Consider the following 24,380-nt stretch of genomic DNA (forward strand, 5'->3'; position numbering starts at 1 on the left):
TTCGTTATATTCCACAATGTTCCAAAATATAAGCAAAAAGCCCCTCTTATCCATACACTGCTTTTGAGACCATGAAGGAGGGTGATCAGGTTGGCAACGTTCGCCGCAGCACTGCGGATGAAAAATCAATATGCAAAAAAATGGATGACGACCAAAGGAATCTTCGGGGTAGGGATTGGTTACCGGGATCCTAAAAACCACAAAAAAGGGGCGGCGGTGATTATTTACACGGATTCACTGTCTGCCGCCAAATCCGTTCTTTCCAAAGCATCAGCCCATTCCACCGGAGCAAAAGCACCGGTTCGTATCGTACGCTCACAGCCCTTCAGAACGAATGCCCTCTACACACGGCGAATCCGTCCTGTACCTGCAGGTTACAGCATCGGAACAATCGATGCTTCCGGTACCTTGGGTCTCGTGGTTGCCGACGCGGAGTGCCAGAGCACAAAATATATGCTTAGCAATAACCATGTCCTCAATCCACACAATACGGGAGGCGCGATCCCGACCCTACAGCCCGGCGGGGCAGATGGCGGAACACTCGCATCCGATCGAGTCGGTACGCTATACCGCTACGTCAGACTGCGCAAATCGGGACAAAACTTGCTGGATGCTGCCATTTCAGCCCCGCTGCGCAACAGCCTCATTAGCCCGCGCTACGCTACGATCGGTGTGGTGCCGGGATATATTACGTCATACAAAATTGGGGAACGGTTGAAAAAAGTCGGACGGACGACAGGTCTAGTGTACGGAAGGGTAGAATCGATCCATACGGATGTGCAGATCGAGTACGGAGAAAATTTAGGTGTACTTAGCTTCCGCGACCAAAGCATAATACGCGGTTCGAAGCCTATTTCGTTGCCCGGGGACTCGGGTTCGGTATGGCTAAGAAGAAGCGATAGTTATGCGGCAGCCGTTAATTTTGCCGGTTCGAACGATGGACGTATTTCCGTCTCTTTTCCCGTGGAAAGGGCCATGCGGGCCTTCAAGCTCCAGGTAGCGAAGCCGTCCGGTCAGGCCTTGGTGAAGCGTCGCCCCGCTGCTCCATGCTCCTGCACCCGTCCACTCACCACCAAAGAGCTTGCCCGCTGTAAACCTAAAACCGTGCGCTTGAAACCTAAAAGGTGACTCCGAATACTTTTACCATGATAAGCATATAGCAAGAAAAAGTATGCTATCGACAGTATCATTCATAGTAAAGGAGATTTTGCTTCGCTGTTATCCAGCGCATGCTTCATGCTGAAAAAGGCGTTTAATCTTTCAGATGAGAACACCATGGCGGCTACTGAAATCAGGATAAACAGCGGCAAAATGCCAATAGTCAAGCTGGAAGCCATATAACCAAGAAGCGGCGGGATAAAGGTGCTGCCCGTATAAGCTATCGCCATCTGGTAACCCATAATGGTCTGGGAGTGCTTTTTCCCGAAGCGCAGCGGCGTTTCATGGAGCATGGACGGGTATATCGGAGCGAGTCCCAGGCCTACGAGCATAAACGCCGCTACGGAAAAGCCGGACGAAAGCGGCAGACATAGAAGCAATGTACCCGACAAAGCTGTAATTTGTCCTGCACGAATCAGAGCGCGGTTGCTCAGCTTAAAAGTAATAAATCCGGCGATAAAGCGGCCAAGAGTAATCCCGGCGAAATACAAGGAAATGGCCTGCGCAGCCATGTCGGGGGCAGCACTCTTCTCATTTACCAGAAAGCTGCTCCCCCAAAGGCCTAGAGTTGCCTCAACCCCGCAGTAAAACAGGAAGGCTGCCAGGCTTAGCTTCACTCCCCGGATGTGCAATGGCTTAACCGTTTCATCCTCACTCAAGTCCTTCACATTCCTTGAATCCGGTCCTTCTTTTATAGCGGAAGCCGTGCTACTGGCGACCTTATCCCATAGTGGCAATGATAGCAGAAGAATAACAACCAGAACGAACTGGATGCCGGAAATCGTCAGATACCCCTGTCTCCAGGAGCTGTCTCCGGCCATAAATTGCGCCATAATCATTGGGCTAAGTGTGGCGCCCACTCCCCAGAAGCAGTGCAGCCAGTTCATATGATGGGCCTTGTAATAGGCAGCTACATAATTGTTCAGGGCCGCATCCACGGAGCCTCCGCCCAAGCCCAGCGGTATGGCAAACACGAACAGCCACATTACAGAAGGCGCCATACCGAAGCCGATTAATGCGCAGGCCGTCATCAAGCAGCTTACCAGGGTGACTTTGCCTGTCCCGAAACGTCTGATGACCGCTCCGCTGGCCAAGCTTGAAACAATTGTACCTGCCGCAATACTCATAAACAACCAGCCAGCCATATCGAGCGGGGCTCCGTAATCAAGCTGCATGACAGGCCATGCCGCTCCAAGTAGCGAATCGGGCAAGCCAAGACTTATGAACGCCAGATAAATAATTATGATAAAATACGTTGCCATAGATTTCTCCTATTCATCATTTTGATCCGCTCCGGCAAGCATGAGCTCCAGTCCTAGGCCCTGCAATCCGTTAAGATAGTCCTCTTTCCAATTGCTCACCGCCATCTCCGGCAGATGCTCGGCCGGAATATAGGCTGTACTGCCCGTTGCAATTTGCGCCAGCATTGCCGAATTCACTTCGTCATTACAGAAAACGATCCTGTGCGGGTTAAGAATCGACGTGATCGAAGCAATCAATCTGCTTACCGGATCGAAATCAGCCTTTCCTCTTAAGGCTTCCTCCCGGGCGAGCTGCATGGCCTGCCGGAAGTTGCGGTTGTCGTATTGCGGAACAAACGAAATTTCACCCGAGAAAAAGGTGCTGCCCCGGACCAGCCGTCCATTGACCATAATTCCCGCCCCTGGACCATTCTGGCCAAAGTACAGATATACGAGCGAGGAAGCGTCCTTATGTCTGCTATGCATATAATAGCCGAGTACTGCGGCATTCATATCATTTTCCACGACGACTGGCACGGAAAAGCGTTGTTCGCAGTAGCCTTTCAAATCCAAATCCTGAAATTGCTCATAGTCTGGTATGTGAATGATGCGTCCGTTGCTGACTGCTGCCGGAACCCCTATCGTGAGCGAGCTGATCTTCGGATATTTCGTGATCAGGGACTCAATTTGCGCAGTAAGGCTTGTAACATCCTCCATCAGCACACCCGCAACATCTCTGCGCTCCTTCACCTCGCCTCGGCAGTTGAAGACAATATATCCGGTTTCTGTCCGCTCCAAAAATACAGCCAAACCAAGCTTATAATCTGCATTATAGTCGTATCGTACCGCCCTTCTTCCACCTCCCGAATGATCGAGGCCGAGCGAAACCACTTCCCCGCTCTTCTCCATCTGATTAATGAACTTGCTGATCGTTGGAAAGCTTATGTCCAGCTTGCGGCTAAGCTCAACCTTCGTTGCACCCCCATGCTTCAATAGCTCGGTACGGATGCCACGAAGAATAATTTTCTTCATGGACTTTGGATTGGCTGTTATCTCACTCATTTTAGTTCACCCCAAAATAACTTATTAAATATCTTTAATAAGTTGCGATTAGCATATCATATTAGATAACTTGAAGTAAAGACACACGATGTTAAAAAGCTATTACTAATTCTCTTATTAATCAATTGACCTCCGTTCGATAAATGGTTATATTTGTAATATAATTGCAAATTAATTCAGGGGTGGTTAATTTGAGTGACACTACCACGATAAGAACTCAGCTTGACAACTTCATGGAACAACAAGGATTAAATATATCACGCTTTGGAAAGATCGCCGGATTAAATGCTGGCACGATGAGTTCAATCTTGAACGGAAACCGTATAATGGCTGTAAATCAATTAGACCGGATCACTGCTGTGCTAGCTTTGCCAGAGGGATATTTTTATGAACAATACGTGCAGGAATATTTAAACGAAGCTTCCCCCAATTGGCGTAGAATCAGGCCATTCTTGTACCGTTGTGCTGAATTGGACAAGCTTGATTGCATAAGACAAACGGTTGATTTGTTAATGGACAATTTAGTGTACTCTCCTTTGCTTTTTGATACGGCAGAGGATTTTTTCCATAACAACAAAGGCAAAGCAGCGGTAATCCTGTATGAGTGTGTTGCAGAAAGTGAGATTCGTCAACACTCGGAAAGATTGGCCCTATGTCATTATCGTTTGTTTCTGCTAAGAATTCGAGAAAATAATCAAACTCGAAACTTGCGTGCAGCCAATCAATTTGAACCCTATGTAGATCGTCTGGATGAGATTGACCAGCTCGATGCACTCAAAGAATTAGCAAATACATATCGATCGCTTCGGGAATGGGATAGGGTCGAAAAGACTGTAAATAAAATGGAGCAGCTTGCTAAGGTTCAGTATTTCGAAGGCCAACGCATCGAAAGGGTTCGGCGATCCATAAAAAAGCCTGGAAGACCTTTGTTTTTTTATCTCGCCTATTCTAATCTACTTCGAGCAGGTGTTAGTGATGCGCGCGGAGATTACAGACAAGCCTTGCAATACACATACGCTTATGCCGATTTAGCCTGGGTTAAAGAAAGCGACGAAGATACATTACATTGGAAGAACCTATTTAAAGAGTGGGCAAAGGCAAATACTTATGTAAACAAGCTTTTCTCAGGTGAATTAGAAATTTTACCACACTATGTAACCTATATGGAGAAGAAGCAGGATGAGATGCTTCTTGCATTGTTTAATATTTTAAAAGCAGCTAATCGTTTTAATTTTAACGTAGATAATATATTGCTCAAGTTCGAAGAACACGTAAGCACCTATTTGGAGAGACGGCATACCCTCGGCGTGTACAACGAAAAATTTGTAAACGAATATTCCCTTTACCTTTTCTATGAGTTGGCTGAATATTATCTAGCTAATAAAACAGACTCATATGGATTCAAATATTTATTAGAATGTTTGAAAACATCCTTTATAATGAAAAATGAATCATATATCACTAAGTGCATGGTGCTGTTTGAAAACACTCGCAATCTTGCATCTTCAGACACCGTAATAACCTATCACAATCTGATGAAAGAGGTGTTCATGAATGAAAAAAAGAATCACACTACTTTGGTTAGCAGTTAGTTTTTCGTTATGTTTAGTTGCAACAACTACCGATCAGTTATCAGTAGATTTACTCTTTAACACGTTAGATCAACACGGACACGGTTAATATTAGATCGATTCTAAGACATAGAGGCAATACAACATTATAAAGAAGATACTGTAACCCCTTCATCGAAAAAAGAGGCTGTCATAGACGGCCTCCTTGTTCTTTTATCCTTTCTCTATGATTCCGCCGAACCTCACGGTTGCACAGCCGTTTGTTTAATATAATCGGTTATGGAACGGAATGTAACCCGCCCCGGAGCCTGCGGACGGAAATAAGAGCTCTCTCCGCCGAACGTCAGGAACCCAACCGTTTTGGGTACTCCAGGCACCAGATCAAAGTCATTATCCGTAAAGATGCCATCATGCTCTGCGGACAACCACACATGTCTGGCTAATACATCCGACTTCAATGTAAGCGTCCATTCTTCTCCTTCTCCGCTTTCCAGGCATTCGATACGGGGCACGGGCAGAATCATTTCTTTGATTGCCGTAAAATAATGCTCCCGCACAGCCTTCGTTTCTCCGCGCTCATTTTCCAGTCTGGCCACAAGCATATGCTCGGCCGTTTTTTTGCCCCCAAGCAGTTCCTCCACAGCAAGAGTCAGAACCGTCTCATTTCCGTTAGGCTTTATCTGTATCTCCTGTTCGAGCTCCTTGACGGTACCTCCGAGAATATGCCGCACACTTACGTTCAGCTTACCTGTAACGTTCTGCAGGGTATCATTTATGACATGAAACGATACAGTTCCTTGGTTGTGCCCGGCCACCGACAACAGTATATCACTGAAGCTGCGCTTGGCTCTGTACTGCAGCGCTTTCCAGCGTCCGTAATAATCCATGCCAGCCCATGACGCAACCGGCCAGCAGTCATTCATTTGCCAATACAATGTGCCCATGCAGTAGGGTTTGCTGCGGCGATGCGCTTCGATCGCCATCTCCATGGCGTCCGCCTGCAGAATTTGGCTCATATGCAGGAAAGCTTTAAAATCCTTTGGCTCGTGCAAATACATATCCATATACTGCTTGATCAGCCGGTTACCCGCCCCATTCTTCTGATGAGCCAGCATCGGCTCCGATTCCAGCTCCAACTCATGCTCCTCAGCATAGGAACGAACAGACCGGTATTCCGGAAAAGACTGGAAGCCGTACTCGCTCATAAAACGTCCGACATACACATTATAATTTTCAAACGGTTCGACCGCATGCCATACGCCCCAGTAGTGAATGTCCCCTTCAGTGGATGCAGGATGCGCATGCTGCCCTGCATCGCCGGTCAGGTCAATCATAGGAGAAGACGGCCAATAGTCACTTCCGGGTGCAAGCCGTTCAACCACCTCTGGCAGAACACGGTGAAATATAGCTTCATAATCCGCCCAAATCCGCTCACGCTGTTCAGGGGTGTAATTCTTCTTCCAGCCCCAGCCTCCACTCTCGTTATAATGCGCCCAGGCCGAGTCGATTTCATTATTGCCACACCACAGAGCGATGCACGGGTGGTTGCGAAGACGCCGCACGTTATCCTCCGCTTCAAGACGGACACTGTTCAGAAAAACTTCATCTCCCGGATACATGCTGCAAGCGAACATAAAGTCCTGCCATACCAGAATGCCGTATTCATCACATAGCTCGTAAAACACGTCCTCCTCATAAATGCCGCCTCCCCATACACGCAGCATATTCATGTTGGATGCGGCCGCGCTGGCCACCTCATGCCGATACCGTTCAGCCGTAACTTCCGTAATAAAGCTATCATTAGGAATGTGATTGGCCCCTTTGGCAAATACGGGAGTTCCATTGAGCTCAAAATAAAAGCTTGCGCCTTGTTCATCCTTCTCACGGACAAGACGAATCGAGCGAAGGCCGGTCCGGACGGACTGCTCGGCAATCGGTTGCTCTCCCCACAGCAGCTCGGCGCGGAACTCGACCATCGCTTGCTCTCCCAGGCCGCGGCACCACCACAACTTCGGCTCAGTGATCGTCAACGGAAGTTCAAGTGTCTGTCTGCCTTGCTTCAGTTCCACTTTACTGCTCCAGTCCTGCCCATCCGCCGTCAAACGCAGCAGAACAGGACCGGCTTCGGCCGCTTCGATCTCTACCTGAGCTGTAAGCCTCGCTTCCTTGGCGTTGACTTCATCCTGACGGATGAACAGGTCCAAGATGCGGCTAACCGCCCAGCCCTCCAGCCTGATCTCACGCCAGATTCCGCTTGTAACCAAACGCGGCCCCCAATCCCAGCCGTAATGGTATGGAGCCTTGCGGGCGAAAACACTCAGCTTGCGGTCATCCAGCCCTCCAAGCTCAGACTGGTCGTTCGACGCAGGAAGCCCGTATCCGAGCTTTTCCAGCTTCGGAAGGTCCTCCTGGATCGGGGAGCGAAAGCGGATATGGATTACGTTATCGCCGACTTTAAGCAAAGACTTAATATCATTTCTCCAGGTACGGAACATATTGTCTCCCGAAAATACCAGCACATCGTTAACGCTTACATCAGCATAAGTATCCAGGCCCTCACATACCAGCTCCAGATGCTGCAAAGCCGCTGCCTCGGGCCGGATCAGGAAGTGGGCCTCATACTCCCAATCCTGCTTGTCGATCCACTGCAGCTCCCGTTCATTCGTTCCATAGAATGGATCGGGGATTGTGCCGTTGCGCAGCAAATCGGTATGCACGCAGCCCGGAACTTGTGCCGGCAGCCACTCCTTATCTGCACATGCCTTAAACCTCCATCCTTCCAACCGCTGAGTCCATTTTTCCATCATCAGCCCTCCGCTCCGTTTTTCCTCAACCTAACATTTAGGTGAATTACATAACAAAAATAACATTAGGTTTGATGAAGGTCAACCAGTTGTTGGAAAATAAAAAAAGTCGTTCGGTTTCCCGGACGACTCGTCACCATGTTATTTCACCACTTTTGCTCTACCAACCGTAGAGAGAAATTGCTCCCTCACCACCAGCTCGGCATCGATGGCTGTCTTCTCGTGAAGAGAAGCGGGATTCATCATTCTCCAGAGGAGTTGATCCACCGAACGCCTGCCCAGCAGTTCCTTGTCCATCTTAACGGTTGCCGCAATCGGGTGCTGCTCATGCGTATGATCAAACCCGGTAACACCACAATCTGCGGGAACACGGACCCCCAAGCCGTCCAGGGTGTCAATCACCAGGTGGGCGGTATGATCATTGACACATACAAACAGCTCTGGCAAGCCTTGAGCCGCAATACTCGCAAGACAAGCGGCCAAGTCTGCTGGCTCCGGCGTAAACAGCCTTTCGTCCTGCTGTACATCGATCCCGTTTCTTTCAAGCGTTGAGCGGTAAGCAGCCCAACGCTCATGAAAGCTCCAGGCATCGCTGATGTTGCCCACAAACTGCATGCGGCTGTATCCTTTGGCGATCAAGGTATGGAGCATCTCCTCCATACACGCCCAATTATCCGTAAATAGAGTATCCGCGCGAACCGCCGCATCTCTGTGATCGACCATAACGAACGGTATGCCAAGACGCCGGATATTCAGCAGTATTCCTGTCGAGATCGAACCCACCGTAATAATACCGCGAATGGCTGCAGGGTTCAGCAGCGAAAACAGATCGTCCGACGACGGCTCTGTCAGAGTAAGCACATCCAGTCCTTTATCATTTAACTGTTCCGCTATTCCTTCAAACACAGGCCCCCAGTACTTAGACTCCCTGTTCTGACTGCGGATATTGGGAAACAGCACCGCAACCGTGCCCTTCCAAACAGCCTGTTCCGGTGCAATACGTTTATGCTCCTGCCTGAAATATCCCAGCCTGCCTGCCAGCTCTACAATCGCTGCCCTCGTGTCTTCACTTACGCCCGGTTTACCCGCCAATGCACGGGAGACGGCAAATTTGGAGACACCAGCCGCTTCTGCAATCTCCTGTAAGGTCACTTTCCCTCGCATATCCATCACCCGTCAATTTATTTGTTCTATCGTAGCACAAATATTTAGGATAACAAAACCTAACAAACAACAAAATTATTTTGAATATTTTTCTTGACTGTTAGTCTTTGTTTTCTTAGAATTCATGGTATGAAAGTGCTTACACTGGTGCGTTTATTATTCTATGGAGGGGGATTTTTTCATGATCAAAATAAAAGCAGTACGCCGGATTTCCATATTGCTTCTCTCTTCAATGCTGCTGGCTGCTGCTGGCTGCGGCGGCCCTGAAAGTACGGCGAACAACCAGGATGACCCTAACGATACCAGTCCGCTGACATTGACCTATTTTAGCGGAGAGGGCAGCGCAAACTGGAACAACATGCAGGATGAGATCGGCAAGGAAGTGACGAAAAAGACGGGTGTCACGGTAGATGCGGAATTCGCCGTAAACGGCAGCGGGCAGGACAAATTCGCCCTTATGATCGCGAGCGGCGATTATCCCGATATGGTCTACCCTAAGGACAGTGTAGGCAAGCTGGTGGATGCAGGCGCCCTCATTGATTTAACCGATTTGATCGATCAATACGGGCCGAACATCAAAAAGGTGTACGGCGAATACTTTAACCGAATTAAATACAGTCTTGACGATCCCGCCATTTATACGATTCCGACCAATATGGGTGTGGACAGCATCAGCTTTGATACCGTAGGCGGTTTTGAAATCCAGCATCAGGCGCTGGAGAAGCTGGGTTACCCGGAGATACGCACGGTCAAAGATTTTGAGAATGCCCTGCGGACTTATAAAGAGAAATACCCGACGACCAACGGTCAGCCTACCATCCCCCTCTCCCTCGACGCCGATGATTGGAAAATCATGATCACAGTAACCAATCCTGCTGTTCAAGCTACGGGCGTTCCTAATGATGGTGAATATTACATCGATCCCGAAACCCACGAAGCCATCTTGCATTACCGTCGACCGGAGGAACGTGAATACTTCCGCTGGCTGAACCATATGTACAATGAAGGACTGCTGGACCCGGAAACCTTTGTACAGAAGAGCGACCAGTATAAAGCCAAGATCGCCAGCGGCCGTGTCATCGGGCTGATCGATCAGAAATGGAATTACCAGGATGCGGAGAACGCTTTGAAGGCCGCAGGCAAAGACGAGCATACCTACGCGCATTTCCCGGTAACGATGAGTGAGGAGTACGATGACCCTTCCTTCCAATCGATCGGCTTTGATACCGCGTATGGCATCGGCATTACCGTGGATAACAAAAATCCGATCCGCACGATCAAGTTTCTGGATTATCTGGCCTCTGAAGAAGGACAAATTCTGCGCAACTGGGGCATAGAAGGCAAACATTACAAGATGGAAAACGGAAAAAGAGTTGTTCCACCTGATGTGCAGGAGCGTAAAAATAACGATAACCTCAATTTTCAGAAGGAAGTCGGAATTGGGCTATACTGGAGCTGGGGACCTCATTACGGGGATGGCATCAAGGATTCCACCGGCAACTATTTCACCACCAACTATCCTGAAATGATCACGGCCAACTACAGTGAAGCAGAGAAAAAATCGTTGGAAGCATACAATATTACGATGTGGAAGGACCTCTTCAAGACCGAGGAAGATTTCCCAGTGAAAGAATGGGGGGCTGCCTATAATATGCCGGTGCCGACGAATACCGATTACAATGTCATCTACCAAAAGTCACAGGATATCGTGCGCAAAAGAATTCCGGAGGCCGTTCTTGCTCCCAAAGACCAGTTTGACAGCATCTATGATACGATGCTGAAGGAATTCGACGAGGCGGGCATGCCGGAAGCGGAGAAGACGTATACCCAACTGATCAAGAACCGCCTGGAGCTTTGGTATGGGGACAGCAAGTAAAGAGATATACGGAACGGCTAAAAGAAACGAATACTAAAAAACTGCCGAGACTTTCTCGACAGCTTGCAGCGACTCGAATTAGAGTCGCTTTATTTATGTTCACCTCCACGAAGGAGGGCGCTGGAAGGATTTAAAGCGTGAATGATCCGGACACTCCTCTCTTTACTCTGTACCAATAAGCATAGATTTCCCGGTAACCAAGCTTGTCGTACAACCTGATCGCTGGACCGTTCCCCTTTAATACCTGCAAATAGCTGTGCTTTGCGCCCTGGTGCTTGCCCCACTGCAGCAGGCTCAGAACAAGCTGTTCGGCGTATCCCTTGCCGCGGTGCTCCGGATGAGTCACGAGATCATAGATCCCGAGCCACTCCCGCTCCATCACGCCCATGACGCAGGCTACGGGTTCAGCAGCTTGATACAGAATGATAAAAGCCTTGTTTAAGACCGGCAGGGACAGCATTTTGCGCTTGACTGTCACATATTCTGCCGGCAGATGGGTGAACCTTGCGTACACGTCCATCCATTCATCACTGATTTCTGCCGCAACCTTCACATGTTCCAAGTGAGACCCCTTGATATGATCCAGGCTCAAGGTCTGTACACAGGATAAATCGGCAGTCTCATAACCTCTCTTCTCCAGCACTTCATCCAAATTGGCCGGCTGGATAAAAGGGGTGATTTTAAAGATAGGGTCAAGTCCCGCTCTGGCATAAAAGCGCTCACACGCCAAAATCTTCTCTTCAATGCAAATTTCGTCGCCACTGTAGATGGGGCTAACGGAGTTGGACCTTTGGGTATACCCTTCGGCATAACGTGTAATCCAGCCATCAACGGACATTTGGTATAGAGCAGGCAGAGCGTTTAATGAAAATTCCTCAATATATTTATGCACACTTACTACCTTCCTTCGTTAATTGGGTAGTATAAATATACATATTAATATTTTTTTATTCAATTATATAATTCAATGCAGAATAGCATCATCTCGAAACACAAACCGTTCGATATCATATACATCTCTGCCATAGGCGAGCCCCGTCTGGCTGATAGCCTGAATTTGCTTTGCCCAAGTAAGCCATTTGGGTTCCATAACATCCATCCTTTACTGATTAGGTCCACTACTGTCTATATACAGGTCCAAGCCCGAAGAACAGCCCCCCCTCTGGCAGCCGATGTAGCTGCCCGGAGAGTATCTGTTCCAAAGGAGCCAGGACGGGTCACTTTGACCTGCCCAATAGCTCTGCCATTCTGCTGCTTAACGCATCGTACTGCTCCTGATGGGTATCACTGAACGCTTCAGTTCTAGAAGAAAGCACATGTAAATATGCAATATCACCGGCAAATTGCGATGCGGTGAAATCATAGACATCATCGTTAATACGATTGTAATAATGCCAGCCTTCCTTGGTCATCGTCTTCAGGATTTCGCCTCCCAGACGATCCTGAACGACTACAGCGGTTACACCGCACTGACCCTGGGCCGGAGTGTCCACAGTCCACTTTGAGCTGGTGTGCAGCGACCACACCTCCTGTAGAGCTGCGGATATCTGATCATATAAAGCGCTTGAAAGCGAGCGTGTTTTCATACGGTTTCCCTGCCCTCCAATATGAGTTAACTAAATCTTACCTTTTTCACCAGGGTGGGAGCAACCTGGAAACAACCCTTACGGGTATGTAATTTTAAGAAGATGGTTAAGGAAATTCAGATCTTGAACAAATACGGAAGGAATTAACCCGTCCGGAAAGAAGCACTTCAAGAGAACGGATCATGAATATCGATAGAGCTGCCAGCCGTCACCCGCTGTGCTCCATGATCCGTTCCCCAAACTGAAAGGGGCTGTGACTAGTGCAGTATGGTTTCTTTGACGATCAAAACAGAGAGTATGTCATTACTACTCCGAAAACACCTTATCCATGGATTAACTACCTTGGCAATGAACAATTTTTCGGGCTGATGTCAAATACCGCGGGCGGTTATGCCTTTTACCGGGATGCGCGTCTGCGGAGGCTGACCCGTTACCGTTATAACAATATTCCTGTAGACAACGGAGGACGTTACTTCTACCTCTATGATCAGGGAGATTTCTGGACCCCCGGCTGGATGCCGGTCAAGAAAGAGCTTGAGTTCTACGAATGCAGACACGGTCTCGGTTATACCTCCATTACCGGCGAACGTGGCGGAATTCGTGTCAACCAACTGACGCTAGTGCCGCTTGGCTTTAACGGTGAGGTGCATCAGGTGACCATCAGTAACACTTCCGACGCTGTAAAGCAGGTGAAGCTGTTTTCGTTCGTTGAGTTTTGCCTCTGGAACGCGTATGACGATATGACTAACTTCCAGCGTAATCTCAACACCGGGGAGGTGGAAGTGCAGGACTCCGTCATCTATCACAAAACGGAATACCGCGAGCGGCGGAATCATTACTCCTTCTTCTCGGTCAACGCCCCGATTGCCGGATTTGATACGGACCGCGAATCATTCCTTGGATTGTACAACGGACTTGATGAGCCCCAAATTGTGGCCGCCGGGCAACCGTCCGACTCCCTGGCCAGCGGCTGGTCGCCGATTGGCTCCCACTGTCTGGAGATTACGCTCCAGCCCGGTGAGTCAGCCAGCTACAATTTTATCCTCGGATATGTGGAAAATGCTGAAGACGAAAAATGGGAATCGCCGGGAATCATTAACAAGGCCCCTGCCGAGGCCATGATCCAACGCTTCAACGATGCCAGTGATGTCGAACAGGCGCTTGACGAGCTTACAGCCTACTGGGACGGACTTCTCTCCAAGTTCACCTTACAGGGTCATGAAGAGAAGCTGAACCGTATGGTTAATATTTGGAACCCATATCAATGCATGGTGACGTTTAATATGTCCCGTTCCGCCTCTTATTTCGAATCCGGTATCGGGCGTGGTATGGGCTTCCGTGATTCCAATCAGGATTTGCTCGGCTTCGTGCACCAGATCCCGGAACGGGCACGCGAGCGAATTCTTGATATTGCCTCCACCCAATTCGAAAACGGCGGAGCCTATCACCAATACCAGCCGCTCACGAAGAAGGGAAATCATGAGGTGGGCGGCGGCTTTAACGATGATCCGCTGTGGCTCATTCTCGGCACGGCCGCCTACATCAAGGAGACCGGCGATTTCGGCATTCTCGATGAGCAGGTTCCATTCGACTGCAATCCAGACAATACGGCTACGCTGTTTGAGCATTTGAAGCGTTCCTTCTACCACGTCATGGAGAATCTGGGACCTCATGGACTTCCGTTGATCGGACGGGCGGACTGGAATGATTGTCTGAATTTGAACTGCTTTTCCAACGTGCCGGATGAGTCTTACCAAACGACGCAGAACATTGAGGGCCGCACAGCCGAGTCCGTGTTTATCGCTGGTCTGTTCGTTTATACCGGGCCGGATTTCATTGAGCTGTGCAGACGCCGCGGGCTTGTGGAAGAAGCGGACGCCGCTCAGGCACATGTGGATCGGATGCGTGCCGTAACGTTGGAACACGGCTTTGACGGTGAGTGGTTCCTGCGGGCTTACGATCATTTTGGGAACAAGGTGGGCAGCAAGGAGAACGATGAGGGACAAATTTTCATCGAGCCGCAGGGCTTCTGCGTAATGGCTGGAATTGGCGTGCAAGAAGGTCAAGCCGTCAAGGCGCTCGATGCGGTAGCCGAACGGCTGGAAACCAAGTACGGCATTGTGCTGCAAAACCCGCCTTATTCCAAGTATTATCTCAATCTGGGTGAAATCTCGTCTTACCCTCCCGGGTATAAGGAGAACGCCGGCATTTTCTGCCATAACAACCCGTGGATCATGATGGCGGAAACGATGATTGGGCGCGGCGACCGTGCTTTTGAGCTGTATACCAAAATTGCTCCTGCATACCTTGAAGAGATTAGTGATGTCCATCGCACGGAGCCGTATGTATATTCCCAGATGATCGCCGGCAAGGACGCCATCCGGGAAGGTGAAGCCAAAAATAGCTGGTTAACAGGAACAGCAGCCTGGAACTTCGTTGCCATCACCCAGTCCATTCTCGGCATTCAGCCCCAGTTCGACGGACTGAAGATCGACCCGTGCGTTCCTGCGGATTGGGAGGAATTTACGATTACACGGGTCTACCGGGGAGATACCTTTGTGATTCATATATCCAATCCGGACCGGGTCAGCAAAGGAATCGCTTCGGTTATGTTGGATGATCAGGCTCTTAGCGATAATCTGATTCCTCCGGTGGGCGATGGCGGAACCCATCATGTAAGAGTAGTTATGGGGCATGCAGTGACAGTGGAAGCTTAAGCCGCTTTGGCCGCTTAGTATTTCTCTACTAGTCTCTGCGGTATTCCAGAGCAAAGCAATAGACCCTCTATAAAAGGAAGGTCTATTGCTTTTACTTTTTGTTATCGCTAATAGAAACGTTCTAAGCCGGAGCCAGTGGGCGGGAAATTACGCATCTAAAGTATACGGAGCCAGGTCTTGCGGAAGCGCGGAAGGACGCGTACAGGTGCTCTGCATTTCATAGAATGTCCCCTGCTCCGCAGAATCATGAAATGCCCACATGGCTTCAAGCACGTGATACGCCAGCTCGCCGCTTGCCCTGTGCGGACGTCCGCTGTTGATCGCATAAGCCATATCCGCCGGACCAATGCCACGCGTATTCTGGTCATATCCGGGCAGAAGCGGCTGTTCTGTCCATTCCTTATCCCCGTTCCGGCGGAACATAACCGGACCTCCGAACGTATTCGGATCGGGAACCAGCATCGTTCCCTGCGTTCCGTAAATCTCCATCCTTGGCAGGCTGCTGCCTCCGAAGATATCAAAGCTTGTAATCATCGTCCCGATGGCTCCATCTTCAAATTCCAGCAGACCGGCTACATGAGTCGGAATGTCCACCTGGATTTTCTGTCCGTATTTCTTCTCACTTGTAATCGTACGTTCGTCGAAAGCTTTTCCGGTCATACCCGAAACTCTGCGAATAGGCCCAAGTAGCTGTACCAGGGCGGTCAAATAATACGGTCCCATATCGAACATAGGGCCGCCACCAGCCGCATAATAAAATTCAGGATCAGGATGCCATGTTTCATGACCGCCCGACATCATGAAGGCGGTTGCCGCCACCGGCTGTCCGATCACACCATCCTCCAGTAGCTTGAGTGCGGTCTGGATGCCTGCACCCATAAATGTTTCTGGCGCGCATCCCACCAGCAATCCCTTCGCTGCTGCTGCCTCCAGCACCCTGCGTCCGTCCTCGCGGCTGATCGTCAGCGGTTTTTCCACATAGACATGCTTACCTGCTTCCAGCGCACGCAGACTGATCTCAGCATGTACCGCCGGAATGGTTAGATTGATGACCAACTCAACATCCGGATCGGCCAGCAGCTCGTCTGTGGAATAGGCGCGTGGGATATCGTATCTGGCAGCCTGCTCCCTGGCCCTGGCCGGATCCAGATCCGCGCAGGCGATCAGTTCGAGCACCTCGAACTTGTGACAGTTCTCCATATAAATGCTGCTTATTTTCCCGCAGCCGATCACTCCAACCTTCACTTTATGCATTTAGGTCTCCTTTCCCGCCTATTGGCTGTCCCCCATACCGGTATAGGTGCTGTTGCTTTCCCCGGCCGCTGTGACCGCCGCCAGTTGCTCTTTGCCTTCCGCCGCCCATAACAAACCTCTGCGCATCATTTCCTTTATCGGCGGCATTTCGACAATATTGGCCTGATGGCCTAGCGAGTTATAATAGACACGCCCGGCTCCCCAATACTTGGTCCAGGCAACAGGCATATCCACCGCTCTGTTGCTGCGGTGAGGACCGTCGGCTACTGGAAAACGGGTCGTGGCCAGCACCTCCACCGCCGGATCCACATGCAGATAATACTGCTCAGACCGAACCGTAAAATCCTCAAGCCCCGCGACGAGCGGACTGGAGCCGGATCTGATCTCCACGGTATACTCCACACCGTCATTGCCCGGATGAGCCACCCACTGTCCACCCGTCATAAACTGCCAATCCACATTTTTGCGGAAGGCGTCGCACATGCCCCCATGACAGCCTGCGAGGCCCGTTCCGTTCTGAACCGCCGCCGAGACGTTGTTCACCAGCTCCTGCTCGATCTCTCCCATCGTCCAGACTGGAACGATCAGGTCCAGGCTCAGCAATTTTTCCGCATCCGCGTAAGCCTGCAGTGTATCGGCAACCTCCACCTCAAACTGCTCCTGCCGCAGCATGTCTGCAAATATAGCGGCTACCTGCTCCGGCTGATGCCCATTCCAGCCGCCCCATACGATCAATGCCTTTTTCATCCGTAACCCTCCCTAAAATCGCGCGCTCTAAGGCAACGCTTACATTTCGCTGATTTTAACCCAGCGCCGCTCGTCGATGGACCGTTCCACCGCTTCCAGCACAGCCTGACAACGTACCCCGTCACGGAAATTCGGCACCGGCTGGCGGTCCTCCGCAATCGCGGACGACAGCTCCAGCATCTCATGGATGAACGTATGCTCGAAGCCGATCGTGTGGCCCGGCGGCCACCAGGCAGCGGCATAATCATGAGCCGGATCGGTGGCCAGCACTCTGCGGAAGCCCTGCACATCCTCCTCATCTGAGTTAAAATAAACCTCCAGCTCATTCATGCGTTCGAAATCAAATTTAACGCTGCCGAGGCTGCCGTTAATCTCAAACGCATTCGTGGAACGGTGCCCAGCCGCGAAACGGGTCGCCTCAAAGCTGCCGAGCGCGCCGTTTTCAAACCGGGCCAGAAACAGGGTCGCATCGTCTACAGTGACCCTCCCTTTCGGAGCATCGGATGCCGCGCTTCCCTTGGCGCTCAAGCCTGTCATCTCAGCAGCCAGCGGCCGTTCCTTAACAAAAGTTTCACTCATGCCGATTACTTCGTCCATACCTCCAACGAGGTAATGCGCCAGATCAATCAAATGCGCCCCAAGGTCGCCATGGGAACCTGAGCCCGCTACATCCTTCTGCAGCCGCCATACGAGCGGAAAGTCGGGATCTATAATCCAGTCCTGCAGGAACCAGGCGCGAAAATGATAGATTTGACCCAGCCTTCCGCTGTCCATCAGCCTTTTAGCCAGCCTGACCGCCGGGGAAAACCGGTAGTTGAAGCCGACCATATGCTTCACTCCCGCCTCTTCAGCCGCATCGAGCATTTCACGTGCATCCTTGAGGGAGAGTGCAAGCGGCTTTTCACAGAAAATATGCTTGCCAGCCTGCGCCGCCGCAATCGCAATTTCCTTATGGGCATCACTTGGCGCGTTAATATCGATCAGATCGATGTCTTCACGTATTATGAGCTCTTTCCAATCCGTGCTGCTCGACTGCCATCCGAGCTGATGCGCTGCCTGCCTGACCGCCTCTTCGTTGCGGCCGCAGATTACCGACATTTCGGGTTTTACCGTCTCTGGAAAAAACATAGGCAGACTACGGTATGCGTTACTGTGGGCCTTGCCCATAAACTTGTAACCGATCATTCCGATACGAAGCTCTTGCATGAAAGCCCTCCTTTTCCTCTGCTTTAGTCTCTGGGTGCCTTTTTAAGGGAAGAAGCCCGGATAACCAGCTCCACCGGCAGCTTTGCTTGGAACGGCTTGTTGCCTTCATCCTTTTCCGTCCCCTCAAGCAGATGCAGCACCCGTGCCGCTGCTATTTCACCAAGCTCATAAAATGGCACCCTTACACTGCTGAGTCCCGGAGAAGTCATTTCTGCCACATCCGAGTCGTCATATCCCACAATGGCAGGCATTTGCTCAGGCATAATCCCCGTCTGCCGCAGTCCCTGCTGAATACCAATCGCCATACGGTCATTGGCCGCGAAGATGCTGTCAATCCGGTCCAGACAGGCTGCAATCTCCTCCGCCACCCTCAGCCCGCTCGTTCTGCTGAAATTACCTGCAAACAGCAATTCCGTTTCCACAGGCAGGCCTGCTTCCTGCAGTGCACGCTCATAGCCTGCCTTGCGGTCGCTGCTGTTCGAGTAAACCTCAGGGCCATTCACAAAAGCGATACGCCGGAAGCCTTGTTCCAGCAGATGGCGGACCGCCTCGTAGCTGCCCTCCGCATGATCCGCGTCCACCTCATTAAACGACTCGCCCGCAAAGTGCTGGTTGATCAGGCAGAACGGATAGCCTTTCTCCTGCATTCTGCGCAGCATGTCCCGTTCTCCCTCTTCCTCTTTGGCCCCGAGAATGAGGCAGGCATCGATCTTCTGCATCCGGAACAGCCCTTCGACATCCGTAGCACCGTCCGGGTCACGGAATACGATCAGGAGATCATAACCTTCTTCCCGTGCCCTGCTTCCAATTCCACTCAAAATTTCGGAGAAATAGTGGGCGGAGAACAGTCGTGCCTTGGGCAGATAGGGCATAACTACCCCCAGATTGCCGCTGCGTCTGCGGGCCAGACTGCGGGCCATTGCGTTCGGTGTATACCCCAGCCTGTCAGCCGCTTCAAGGACGCGTTGTCTTGTTTCCTCCTTAATTGGACCTACCCCGTTAAGCACGCGGGATACCGTAGCTTCCGAGACACCGGCCAGCTCAGCCACTTCGATTCGTCTTACGATGTTCATCAGCCCTTTTAGCATTAATGTACGCGCGTACATTTTCTCATAAACCAGCTCCCCCGTCAACCGCTTACATATTGGGGTGTGAATAAAAAGACAGCCGTTTCTACGCCGGCTGCCCTGTGTCCAATCTAGTCATCACGAGTGCCCATAGGCCTCATGAGCTTCCTCCCCGCATGATATCGCTCCCAGAAGCTGCGCCTTCAGCTCTTCTATAAATTTCCGAAAGGCGCTAGTCATATATAGATCATGTCTCCTAATAAATACAACAGGAACCTCTCCGTACCTCTCGGGAAAAAAATAATAGCGGATACCGTCCTTTACATTCATCTTATCGAAATAGGAAACAGGCAAAATAGAAAAACCTATGCCTGCCTTCACGCACCCCAGCAGCCCTTCCATCGTCCCGAACTGCATGACTTTAGCCAAACGGAAGCCTTCGTCCCGCAGCCACTCTTCCAACTTGTGCCGATAGATGCAATCTTCGTTCAAGAGCATCAGCGTCATGTCCTGAATCGATGTTAATCCCTGGAAATCCATCCCCTCTGGGATGATAAGCCCCAAGCGCTCGTTAATGACCAGCTCCTGCACGATTTCCGGATGCTCGACCGGTCCGTCCACGAGGGCTCCGTTGATCGAGTACTGCAGGACCGCATTGATTAATTGTGCGTTTCTGCCGATTTCCAAATGGACCTCCACTTCAGGAAATTTACCGCGATAAGCGGATAAAATGACGGGCAGACGCACGGCAGACGTCGTATCGGAGCCTACCGTAATCGAACCTTTTGGAATGGGAGTATCGACCACCGCTTTTTCCGCCTCTTCCAGCAGGTTCAAAATTTTTTCCGTATATTCCAAGAGCGTTTGACCAGCCGAGGTCAATGTGATCCCCCGGCTATGCCGGTAGAAGAGCGGTGTCTTCAGTTCTTGCTCCAACTGCTGCATTCTTGCCGTCACATTCGATTGCACATAGTTAAGTTTATGAGCCGCTTTCGAAATGCTCCCTTCTTCAGCAACCGTCCGAAACACCTTCAGAACGCCAATATCCATGTCCGGCACTTCTCCTCTCTTCGCCGCCCATCACTCATGATGATGGATCCCTATCAATTACCTTCATTATACATGATCCTCCTTGCCGATTATGATGGAATTACAAAAAGGAATTGACCTTAAGGAGTGGGATCGATGGAAGAAAAAATTTGGCGTTTTAAGACCCATGAGGGTCATCATGAAGAGGTAGTTGTCCGTGCAAGTGAAATCAGAAGCGTTTATGATTTATTGGCAAGGCTTAGAGGCGACGAAAGCACAATGACTCGTACGGAACATGTTTCTGTGGAAAACTGCCATCTAAAGGTTGTCGAGGATACCTTGATGAACACTTGCACCTCTTAATGCTACCCCTTCAGCGGGACCCTTCATTTAGTTTATAGCAGTTGACCGTCCTGCTCTCTCATACAAAGCGATGATATGGCGCAGCGTCATGGACTGCGGCTGCAAAGCCAATATGGCCCGCTTGCTCCTGAATGGCTGAATCCGGCCGACTCGGGCATGCGGGCCTCAAGCTAGGACATGATCCCTTCGAAGTGCGGCTGCTCTGCTCGTTGATCCTCAAAATCCTCTTTTGCTTCCATCATTCCCCTCGTTCCCCTTATTCCGCTGTTTTAGGCACTGAAAAGGAGACGACAGTTCCCTTTCCGGGCGCACTGCTGATTTGCAGTCCTTTGCCATAAAGCTGCCTCAGGCGTTTATCCGTATTCTTCAGACCGACTCCCTCGCTTGCTTCAGAGCTAGCCTGTAAAGCTCCATGCCATTGCTCTTCATCCATACCGAGTCCATCATCCTTGACCGTGACTTCAGTTCGGTCCGGAAAATCAGCCACGGCAATTGTGACCGTTCCGCCGCTATTCTTAGGCAGAATTCCATGCTTCAAGGCGTTCTCAACCAGCGTCTGCACGGATAATGGCGGAATACGCACGGTACCGCGCGCTTCTTCTGTAATATCCCACTGTATATGAATTCTGCTGCCAAAGCGTTCTTTTTCGATATAAAGATAGGAATGCAACAGCTCCAATTCATCATCAAGCGGAAGCAACTGGTTCATATTGATCGGATCGAAGCTTCGGCGCAGATAGTTCCCAAATTCATTGAGCAAGGCGACCATTCGCTCTGTGTCCACCTCACTGAGAGAGGCAATCGTATTGAGCGCATTATGTAAAAAATGGGGTTGAATTTGTGCCTGCAGCCAAGCAGCCTCCATGCGAAGGCGCTCACCGACCGATTGCTTCAGATCCATCCATGCACGGATGCGCAGCCTGAGTTCCATAGCTCCTACAGGCTTGGTTACATAGTCATTCGCACCCGAGACAAAAGCAGCCTGTACATCCTCCGGCCGATTCCTTGCTGTCAGCAGAATAATCGGCAGCTCGGAGATCGAGAATTGGCGCCGGATTTTCCCCGTCAGTTCATACCCGGACATATGCGGCATCATCACATCAGAGATTACCAGATCCCATTCCCCTTGATGAAGCCGTTCCAGCGCTTCCTTAGCGCTTAAAACAGATGTAATGTCATAATGCTCCAAAGCGAGCATATCGCCGAGGATGCGCAAATTTACCGGGTCATCATCCACAACCAATATTTTAGCTCTGTACTTCTCCGAAGAAGCTGCTGTGATTGCTGGAGAAGAATCGAGCAGGGGCGACCGTGTATATGTCTCCTCGTCCCGTCCATCCTCGCGGAGCACACGTGTCTCCCGTCTTGCTTCGAATTCGGCAGCGGATGCCGCTTCCATCTCTGCAAGATTAGGTGCCGCTTCCAGGGTAAATGAAAACTCCGTTCCTCTCCCTGGTGTGGAGTGAATTTCCAAATTTCCGCCATGCAGCTCAACCAACTGTTTTGTAATGCTTAGTCCAAGCCCGATGCCGCCGCCAATCGCGGTGATCCCTGTGTCGCCGCGTTCATAAGGCTTCAATATCCGTTGTTGTGTCTCTTTTTCCATGCCAATCCCCGTATCCTTGATACAGATCATCGCTTTTCCGTTCTTCAATCCCGCAGAAATCGTGATGGTACCTTCCTCTGTATACTTGATCGCGTTATGGACCAGATTAAACAAAATCTGCACCAGCCGGTTTTCATCCGCAACCACACGTGGAAAATTCATCGGTATATCAATGACAACCTTAAGCCGCTTTCCCTCCGACAAATACCGCAGCATATCCGCCACACCAGATGCCAGTCCATGCAGGTTCACCCACCCCTTATCGAGGCGGAAGTTTTGTTCCTTAAGCAGGGTCACATCCAGCAAATCGTTCAAAAGCAGCGCCATTCTCCGGCCGACATTAATTATTAGCTCAAGCTGCCCTTTGCTTTGGAGCTCAAGCTTCCTTCCCGCTTGGTCCAGCATCGACTGTGCCATGTTAATAATGCCATGCAGAGGATTGCGGAGTTCGTGCGATGTATTCGCCAAAAAGTCGTCCTTCAGCTTATCGGCCTTCTGCAGATCATCGGCCAGCTTCTGCACCCGCAGTGTATTCTGATAAAAACGGTTGAACCAAAAAGCGGCAAAACCAAGGAATGTAATGATCAGATCAAAAGGATAGTACGGCATATCCTTCCAGAAGTATGTTTTGATGATACCACCGACCAGTTGATTGACCGAGACGGCGGCCGCCGACAGCAGCAAAACAAAAACATCCTTCTCCCCTCTGCGTATGGCACCAAGCACAAACCAGGGAACAAGCACGATGTTCAGCAGGCAAATAATCAACAGCAGTTTACGCTGATAGACGATGAAGTCAAGCGGAAGTGTGATCGCGGCCAACAAGCATGCTACTGCAAAAACGTTGAACCAGCGCATAAACCTCCTGAATAATTCTGGAGCGAACATCTCCCGTGCGAACCAGATGAGGAGCAGGCCTATTGCCATATAACTTATAAGCCTTATTTTTATCGTCCATACAAAATTGAAGGGCAGCCATTCCATAAGCAGCCGGTCATCATCCGACAACATTGCAATGAAGGTGGAAACAAGCATCGCCGCAAAAAAAAGAACCGTTCTCTTGCGATAACCCAACAAAAACAGAATGACGCCATACAGAGCATGCATCAGAATCACAACAGCTACCATCAACTGCAGAGACTGTCTTACGAGCGTGTCATGTGAAATTGCAGTCGCCGTGCCCAGTTTGATCGACTGCGTTATGCCCCCTGCATAGGGATAATCGAAATTGGACACATGAATGAGCAGGTCAATTTCCCCCGAATCAGGCTCAAAATAGACTGAATAAGGATTGTTATTGGCTTCATTCTTTCCTGCATCCTCGGCTGGACGGCCGTTTTCACGAATCAGAACCTTGTTGATATATAACCGTGAAGCGGTCTGGATACCTGGTATACGAAGCCCGTAAACTGCAGCCGAATGATCTATAAGCACTCGCAGCCGATAGGTCCCGATTCCAAGATTGGTGCCTGTGCCAGCCCTTTGCTTCCACGCCCCCGGAACCTGTATCGATTGCTTGCTCTCCCGCTCCGCCCCTCTCTCCATCGATTGAGCCTGCAGGAATTCCCCCGGGTAAAACTCCCATTCGCCATCCAGTGTGACAATACGCTTGTCGTCAAAGGACAATCCGCGAAGATCAAGAACCCCCTGCTTGGCCAATGGTGTAGGTGGTTCAATGTTAAAAACGAGCCAAAGCATCCTTATTCCCACTAAAATAACAATAAACAACGGCAGAACCCACAGCATTTTTTTTGGAGTTAGTGTTTCAAAAAATTTTTGCAAGTCATCCAATCCTTTTGACTTTAAATTTAGTGAATTCTGCTAAACCTGTTGATTATAGAATTGATTATGGAATTGATTATAACAACAGACCTACCAGAATGTAACTTCTTAATGTAACATGACCTAAACTTCATTTCGGCAGAACCT

At 50.2% G+C, this 24,380-nt stretch carries 17 protein-coding genes and 1 pseudogene; 5 read left to right on the forward strand and 13 right to left on the reverse strand.

The window, feature by feature from the left end; genetic code table 11:
* Nucleotides 1–90: 90 nt before the first annotated feature.
* The gene (locus OIN60_RS12620) at nucleotides 91–1,128 is read left to right on the forward strand and encodes a hypothetical protein (RefSeq protein WP_305755207.1); all 1,038 of its coding nucleotides are present in this window, start codon (nucleotides 91–93) and stop codon (nucleotides 1,126–1,128) included.
* Nucleotides 1,129–1,190: 62 nt separating this feature from the next.
* Here OIN60_RS12620 and OIN60_RS12625 read toward each other — a convergent pair whose 3' ends face one another.
* Together OIN60_RS12625 and OIN60_RS12630 are read right to left on the reverse strand one after the other, a co-directional pair.
* A complete protein-coding gene (locus OIN60_RS12625; RefSeq protein ID WP_305755208.1) occupies nucleotides 1,191–2,420 on the reverse strand; it encodes an MFS transporter in 1,230 nt (409 codons plus the stop codon).
* 9 nt (nucleotides 2,421–2,429) lie between these two features.
* A complete protein-coding gene (locus OIN60_RS12630; protein ID WP_305755209.1) occupies nucleotides 2,430–3,461 on the reverse strand; it encodes an ROK family transcriptional regulator in 1,032 nt (343 codons plus the stop codon).
* A gap of 182 nt (nucleotides 3,462–3,643) precedes the next feature.
* On the opposite strand from OIN60_RS12630, the gene OIN60_RS12635 reads away from it, so the two are divergent.
* Nucleotides 3,644–5,053 (forward strand): transcriptional regulator, encoded by a 1,410-nt coding sequence (locus tag OIN60_RS12635; RefSeq protein ID WP_370872493.1) that lies wholly within the window; start codon nucleotides 3,644–3,646, stop codon nucleotides 5,051–5,053.
* A 221-nt stretch (nucleotides 5,054–5,274) separates the two neighbouring features.
* Here the strand turns inward: OIN60_RS12635 and OIN60_RS12640 are convergent, their stop codons facing one another.
* A complete protein-coding gene (locus OIN60_RS12640) occupies nucleotides 5,275–7,836 on the reverse strand; it encodes a beta-mannosidase (protein ID WP_370872494.1) in 2,562 nt (853 codons plus the stop codon).
* Between the two features lie 141 nt (nucleotides 7,837–7,977).
* Entirely contained in the window at nucleotides 7,978–9,000 is a 1,023-nt protein-coding gene (locus OIN60_RS12645) for a LacI family DNA-binding transcriptional regulator (protein ID WP_305755212.1), read from the reverse strand.
* A 181-nt stretch (nucleotides 9,001–9,181) separates the two neighbouring features.
* Here OIN60_RS12645 and OIN60_RS12650 point away from each other — a divergent pair, with 181 nt between their 5' ends.
* The gene (locus OIN60_RS12650) at nucleotides 9,182–10,876 is read left to right on the forward strand and encodes an ABC transporter substrate-binding protein (RefSeq protein ID WP_305755213.1); all 1,695 of its coding nucleotides are present in this window, start codon (nucleotides 9,182–9,184) and stop codon (nucleotides 10,874–10,876) included.
* A gap of 130 nt (nucleotides 10,877–11,006) precedes the next feature.
* Here OIN60_RS12650 and OIN60_RS12655 read toward each other — a convergent pair whose 3' ends face one another.
* The 3 genes and pseudogenes from OIN60_RS12655 to OIN60_RS12665 all read right to left on the reverse strand — a co-directional run bounded on the left by OIN60_RS12655 (nucleotide 11,007) and on the right by OIN60_RS12665 (nucleotide 12,462).
* On the reverse strand, nucleotides 11,007–11,768 hold the full coding sequence (locus tag OIN60_RS12655; protein ID WP_305755214.1) for a GNAT family N-acetyltransferase: 762 nt from the start codon (nucleotides 11,766–11,768) through the stop codon (nucleotides 11,007–11,009).
* A gap of 102 nt (nucleotides 11,769–11,870) precedes the next feature.
* Nucleotides 11,871–11,966: pseudogene (locus OIN60_RS12660) on the reverse strand (NUDIX hydrolase N-terminal domain-containing protein); the annotation flags it as partial.
* Between the two features lie 127 nt (nucleotides 11,967–12,093).
* Nucleotides 12,094–12,462, reverse strand: a complete 369-nt coding sequence (locus OIN60_RS12665) for a YunG family protein (RefSeq protein WP_305755215.1) — start codon at nucleotides 12,460–12,462, stop codon at nucleotides 12,094–12,096.
* A gap of 260 nt (nucleotides 12,463–12,722) precedes the next feature.
* On the opposite strand from OIN60_RS12665, the gene OIN60_RS12670 reads away from it, so the two are divergent.
* Nucleotides 12,723–15,179 carry a glycoside hydrolase family 94 protein gene (locus OIN60_RS12670; protein ID WP_305755216.1) on the forward strand — a complete coding sequence of 819 codons (2,457 nt, stop codon included), beginning with the start codon at nucleotides 12,723–12,725 and terminating at the stop codon, nucleotides 15,177–15,179.
* Between the two features lie 147 nt (nucleotides 15,180–15,326).
* Here the strand turns inward: OIN60_RS12670 and OIN60_RS12675 are convergent, their stop codons facing one another.
* The 5 genes from OIN60_RS12675 to OIN60_RS12695 all read right to left on the reverse strand — a co-directional run bounded on the left by OIN60_RS12675 (nucleotide 15,327) and on the right by OIN60_RS12695 (nucleotide 20,503).
* Nucleotides 15,327–16,433 carry a Gfo/Idh/MocA family protein gene (locus tag OIN60_RS12675; protein WP_305755217.1) on the reverse strand — a complete coding sequence of 369 codons (1,107 nt, stop codon included), beginning with the start codon at nucleotides 16,431–16,433 and terminating at the stop codon, nucleotides 15,327–15,329.
* Nucleotides 16,434–16,451: 18 nt separating this feature from the next.
* Nucleotides 16,452–17,180, reverse strand: a complete 729-nt coding sequence (locus tag OIN60_RS12680; protein WP_305755218.1) for a ThuA domain-containing protein — start codon at nucleotides 17,178–17,180, stop codon at nucleotides 16,452–16,454.
* Nucleotides 17,181–17,219: 39 nt separating this feature from the next.
* A complete protein-coding gene (locus OIN60_RS12685) occupies nucleotides 17,220–18,386 on the reverse strand; it encodes a Gfo/Idh/MocA family protein (protein ID WP_305755219.1) in 1,167 nt (388 codons plus the stop codon).
* A gap of 23 nt (nucleotides 18,387–18,409) precedes the next feature.
* Entirely contained in the window at nucleotides 18,410–19,459 is a 1,050-nt protein-coding gene (locus OIN60_RS12690; protein ID WP_370872475.1) for a LacI family DNA-binding transcriptional regulator, read from the reverse strand.
* Between the two features lie 132 nt (nucleotides 19,460–19,591).
* On the reverse strand, nucleotides 19,592–20,503 hold the full coding sequence (locus OIN60_RS12695) for a LysR family transcriptional regulator (RefSeq protein WP_305755220.1): 912 nt from the start codon (nucleotides 20,501–20,503) through the stop codon (nucleotides 19,592–19,594).
* 135 nt (nucleotides 20,504–20,638) lie between these two features.
* On the opposite strand from OIN60_RS12695, the gene OIN60_RS12700 reads away from it, so the two are divergent.
* Entirely contained in the window at nucleotides 20,639–20,845 is a 207-nt protein-coding gene (locus OIN60_RS12700) for a hypothetical protein (RefSeq protein ID WP_305755221.1), read from the forward strand.
* Nucleotides 20,846–21,101: 256 nt separating this feature from the next.
* Here OIN60_RS12700 and OIN60_RS12705 read toward each other — a convergent pair whose 3' ends face one another.
* On the reverse strand, nucleotides 21,102–24,149 hold the full coding sequence (locus tag OIN60_RS12705; protein ID WP_305755222.1) for a hybrid sensor histidine kinase/response regulator: 3,048 nt from the start codon (nucleotides 24,147–24,149) through the stop codon (nucleotides 21,102–21,104).
* Between the last annotated feature and the right edge of the window lie 231 nt (nucleotides 24,150–24,380).

Origin of the sequence: Paenibacillus zeirhizosphaerae (genome assembly GCF_030705605.1) — a bacterium.
In the GTDB taxonomy this organism is placed as follows: domain Bacteria; phylum Bacillota; class Bacilli; order Paenibacillales; family Paenibacillaceae; genus Paenibacillus; species Paenibacillus zeirhizosphaerae.